At 63.2% G+C, this 3954-nt stretch carries 2 protein-coding genes and 1 pseudogene; all 3 read right to left on the bottom strand.

Annotated features, from left to right (window positions below):
• Positions 1–2479 (bottom strand): annotated as a pseudogene (locus WAN02_RS22580) (amino acid adenylation domain-containing protein); the annotation flags it as partial.
• A gap of 93 nt (positions 2480–2572) precedes the next feature.
• Positions 2573–2782, bottom strand: a complete 210-nt coding sequence (locus tag WAN02_RS22575; RefSeq protein ID WP_422266561.1) for an MbtH family protein — start codon at positions 2780–2782, stop codon at positions 2573–2575.
• A 119-nt stretch (positions 2783–2901) separates the two neighbouring features.
• On the bottom strand, positions 2902–3954 hold a 1053-nt coding region (locus tag WAN02_RS22570), incomplete at its 5' end, for a carbamoyltransferase C-terminal domain-containing protein (RefSeq protein ID WP_422266559.1).

The raw sequence follows: 3954 nt of genomic DNA, 5'->3' as shown, positions 1-3954 counted from the left end.
CCACTTCCACCAGTGCGCCGCGGTAGTCGGCCGCCGGCGGATAGGGCCGATCGGTGGGGAGATCCAGGCGTTCGGGCATCCCGGCCAGAGTCTGCTCCCAAAAAGCCAACTGCGCGGCGATCGCACTGGCGGGATCGCCCAGCTCGCCGAGATGTTCACGCTGCCACAACGTGTAATCGACATACTGCACCGCCAACGGCGCCCAGCCCGGGGACCGCCCCGCGCGACGAGCGCGATACGCCTCACCCACATCACGAAACATCGGGGTCAGCGACCAGCCGTCAAAGGCAATGTGGTGCAACACAATTACCAGCACATACTGCTCGGGTCCCACCGAAAAGATCTGTGCACGAATCGGAACTTCAACCGACAAATCAAACGGATACTCAGCCAGCGCCGCCAACTCATCGGCCAGATCCTGCTGCGGCACCGACACGACCGCGGCGCCTCCTCGCAGCCACATTTCCGCCCGCGCCGAAAGCACCTCTTGCACAGGCACACCGCCAGTGTCCGGAAATACGGTACGCAACGATTCGTGGCGGGCCGTGACGTCATCGAGGGCTGCGGCCAGCGCCCCGACATCCAGCGCCCCGCTGATCCAAAAAGCGATTGGCGTGTTGTACACGGGTGAGGGCCCATGTAATTGACGCAGGAACCACAGCCGGCGCTGAGCAAACGACAACGGAACCACACCGGGACGAACCCTGGGCGCCAACACGACGCGTCGGCTGTCAACCCCACCGACATGCTGTGCTAACTGTCGAATCGCTGGTGCGTCGAACAGGTGTCGGATCGTGAGTTGCGCATCGAGTGATTCCTGCGCCGCGTCGATCACCCGCATGGCCTGCAGTGAATCCCCGCCGAGGTCGAAGAAGGAGTCTTCAATTCCGACGCGCTGGAGTCCGAGGACTTGGGCGTAGATGTCGGCGAGGATTTCTTCGGTAGGGGTGGTAGGAGGTTGGTAGTGATTGTCGTGTTGGTAGTCGGGTGCGGGTAGGGCGCGGGTGTCGAGTTTGCCGTTGGGTGTCAGAGGCACAGTGTCGATTGCGACGACGGCGGAGGGGACCATGTAGGGCGGGAGTTGTCGGGCCAGTGCGGGTCGTACCGAGGCGGGGTCGGCCGTGCCGGTGAGGTAGGCGACCAGGCGTTTGTCGCCCGGACGGTCTTCGCGGGCGACCACGACAGCGTGGTCGACTCCGTCCAATGCGGCAAGTGCGGCGCGGATTTCGCCGAGTTCGATGCGATAGCCGCGGATTTTGACTTGGTCGTCGGCGCGTCCGCGGTAGTGCAGTTGTCCGTCGAGGCTCCAGCAGACCAGGTCGCCGGTGCGATACATGCGGGTGCCGGGGACGCCGAATGGGCAGGCCACAAATCGTGATCCGGTCAGTCCGGCGCGCCGCCAATAGCCCACGCCCACACCGTGGCCCGCGACATACAGCTCTCCCACTACTTCAGGTGGTACCGGCCGCAAAAGTTCATCGAGCACAAACAATGCCGCCCCGGGCACCGGCGAACCGATCGGCACGACGTTGGTGTCTGCGGTCAGCGGTGCGCTGATGGAGGCATAGATCGTGGTTTCGGTGGGTCCATAGCCGTTGATCACCACCCGCGCGGTCGCCCAGCGCTTCACTAACTCGGGCGGACAGGGTTCAGCGGCGAGCACCAGCACCGCAACGGCTTCCAGGCCGTGTGGGGATAACATCGCCGCCGCAGAGGGGGTTTGACTCAGGACGCTGACGTGTTCGGCGATCAGCAGGGCGCGGAAGTCTGTCGGTGATTGGGCCACTGCTTCGGGCACCACCACCAATCGTCCACCGTGCAGCAGCGCCCCCCAGATCTCCCAGACCGAGTAGTCGAAGGCGTAGGAGTGACACTGCGTCCACACTTGGCCGGCCAGGTCGAAACCGGCATCGAGTGCGTCGAACAATCGGGTGATGTTGCGGTGGGTGACGGCCACTCCTTTAGGCACACCGGTGGTTCCCGAGGTGTAGATGATGTGGGCGATATCGTCGGGGTCCGGTGGCGTCAGCGCCGTATCGGGGTAGCCGTCGACAGCGGGATCGTGCACATCGATGACCGCCAACCCGTAACCATCAAGACGATCGGCCAGATCCGCGGTGGTGATCACTGCGGTCGGCGCGGCGTCGCCGATCACAAACCCGACTCGCGTCGCCGGTACCGTGGGATCGATCGGCAAATACGCGGCCCCGGTTTTGAGCACCGCCAGGATCGCCACGATCGCCTCGGCGCAGCGGGAAAACAGTACGGCCACACAGCCACCCGGACCCGCCCCATTAGCCGTCAACAAGTGCGCCAACCGGTTAGCGGTCTGCTCAACCTCCCGGTAAGTCATAGAGCGGCCAACACAACTCAGCGCCACCGCATCCGGGATGCGGGCCACCTGACCCGCCCACAAGATTGGAATCGACGCGGAGGTTGCGGGCTCGGTCAACACTCCCCGATTACCCCAAACACTCAGCAGTCCCTGCGGAACAGGCACCGCCTGGTCATCTAGATCCATCCGACTCCCGAACCCGGCTGGCTCAACTGACTAACAGATCTGCGCGCTTACCTAAGCGAGTCTCTCGCGCAGGCTCCTTGGGCGAATATCGGTCCAGTTCTGCTCGATGAAGTCCAGGCACGCCTGTCGGCCGGCCTCGCCGTGAACCACCCTCCAGCCTGTTGGGACCTCCGCGAACGATGGCCACAAGCTGTGCTGTTCCTCGTCATTGACAAGCACGTAGAAGTTGCCGTTATCATCGTCGAAAGGGTTGGTACTCAAGGGTTCTCCGGATTGGTTGTCGGCCATCAGCCGCGAGAAAAGCGTCGACTTGCCCCAGTCAAGCTACTTACTATCAGATTGTGGGAACGTCCCGAGCCCGAATGCGCGATGTCACCTGCCTACCGTACTCGGCGAACCAGAGTGTTTTCCAGAAATAGGAACTCGATTCCGGTACCGAGGAACGTCTCCATGGCCTCTGCCGGGGTGTTGACGATGGGTTGTCCTTTGACGTTAAAGCTCGTGTTGAGAACCATCTCGCGACCCGTGGACCGGCCGACCGCGCCGAGCAATGTGTGAAACGAGGCATTGTCGTTCTTGTTGACGGTCTGTACCCGAGCCGACCCGTTGACGTGTGTCACCGCTGGGAGGTGAGCGCGATGTTCTTCTCGGACATCCGCAGTGATGATCATGTACGCCAGTTCGGTCATCGGCGGCACCTCGAACCAGCGATCCACCTGCTCGATCGTGACCGCAGGAGCGAAGGGCCGAAAGGCTTCTCGCATCTTGACCATCGAGTTGATTCGGTCGCGCATCGCCGGGTGTCCGGGATCGGCCAGAATGCTGCGGTGTCCCAGAGCACGTGGGCCGAACTCCATCCGCCCCCGGTACCACGCGAGGACGTGGCCGTCTCGGATCAGGTCGGCGGCCCGCTCGCACGCCGGCTCCAGCCCATCGAACCGTTCTACCTCGATCCGGTCCCCCACCTCTGAGATCGCGGATTCGATTGCGTCACGAGACGGGGCGGGACCGAGAAACGGCACCGCAAACCGCCGATTCGGTAGATCCCCGTCGAGCAGCGAGGCCCGGTAGAGAGCTGCCCCCAGTGCAGACCCGTCGTCGCCCGCCGCAGGCTGAATGTAGACGTCATCAAAGAGTCCGGACTGAAGCAGCTTTCCATTGGATGTGCAATTCAGTGCGACACCGCCGGCCATCGCCAACTTGCGCAACCCTGTCTGCGCCGCGAAGTGCCCGCAGAGATGTTCCATAGCCCGGTCGAGACCCGCCTGTAAAGCTGCGGCGACGTTTTGGTGCACATCGGTGATCGGGTCGTCCGGCATCCGCGGCGAACCAAGATGCTCGGCGAGATAGCGGCGGGTACCCAGGTGATTCTCCCGCTCTTCGCGGGTCTGGTTGAGGGCCAGTGGCGGAATGCGGATGGAACCGTTCGGGCG

This window comes from Mycobacterium sp. (genome assembly GCF_049281135.1).
GTDB lineage: Bacteria > Actinomycetota > Actinomycetes > Mycobacteriales > Mycobacteriaceae > Mycobacterium.
Note: the sequence above shows the minus strand (reverse complement) of the source record. Positions and strands in the feature narration are given on the sequence as shown.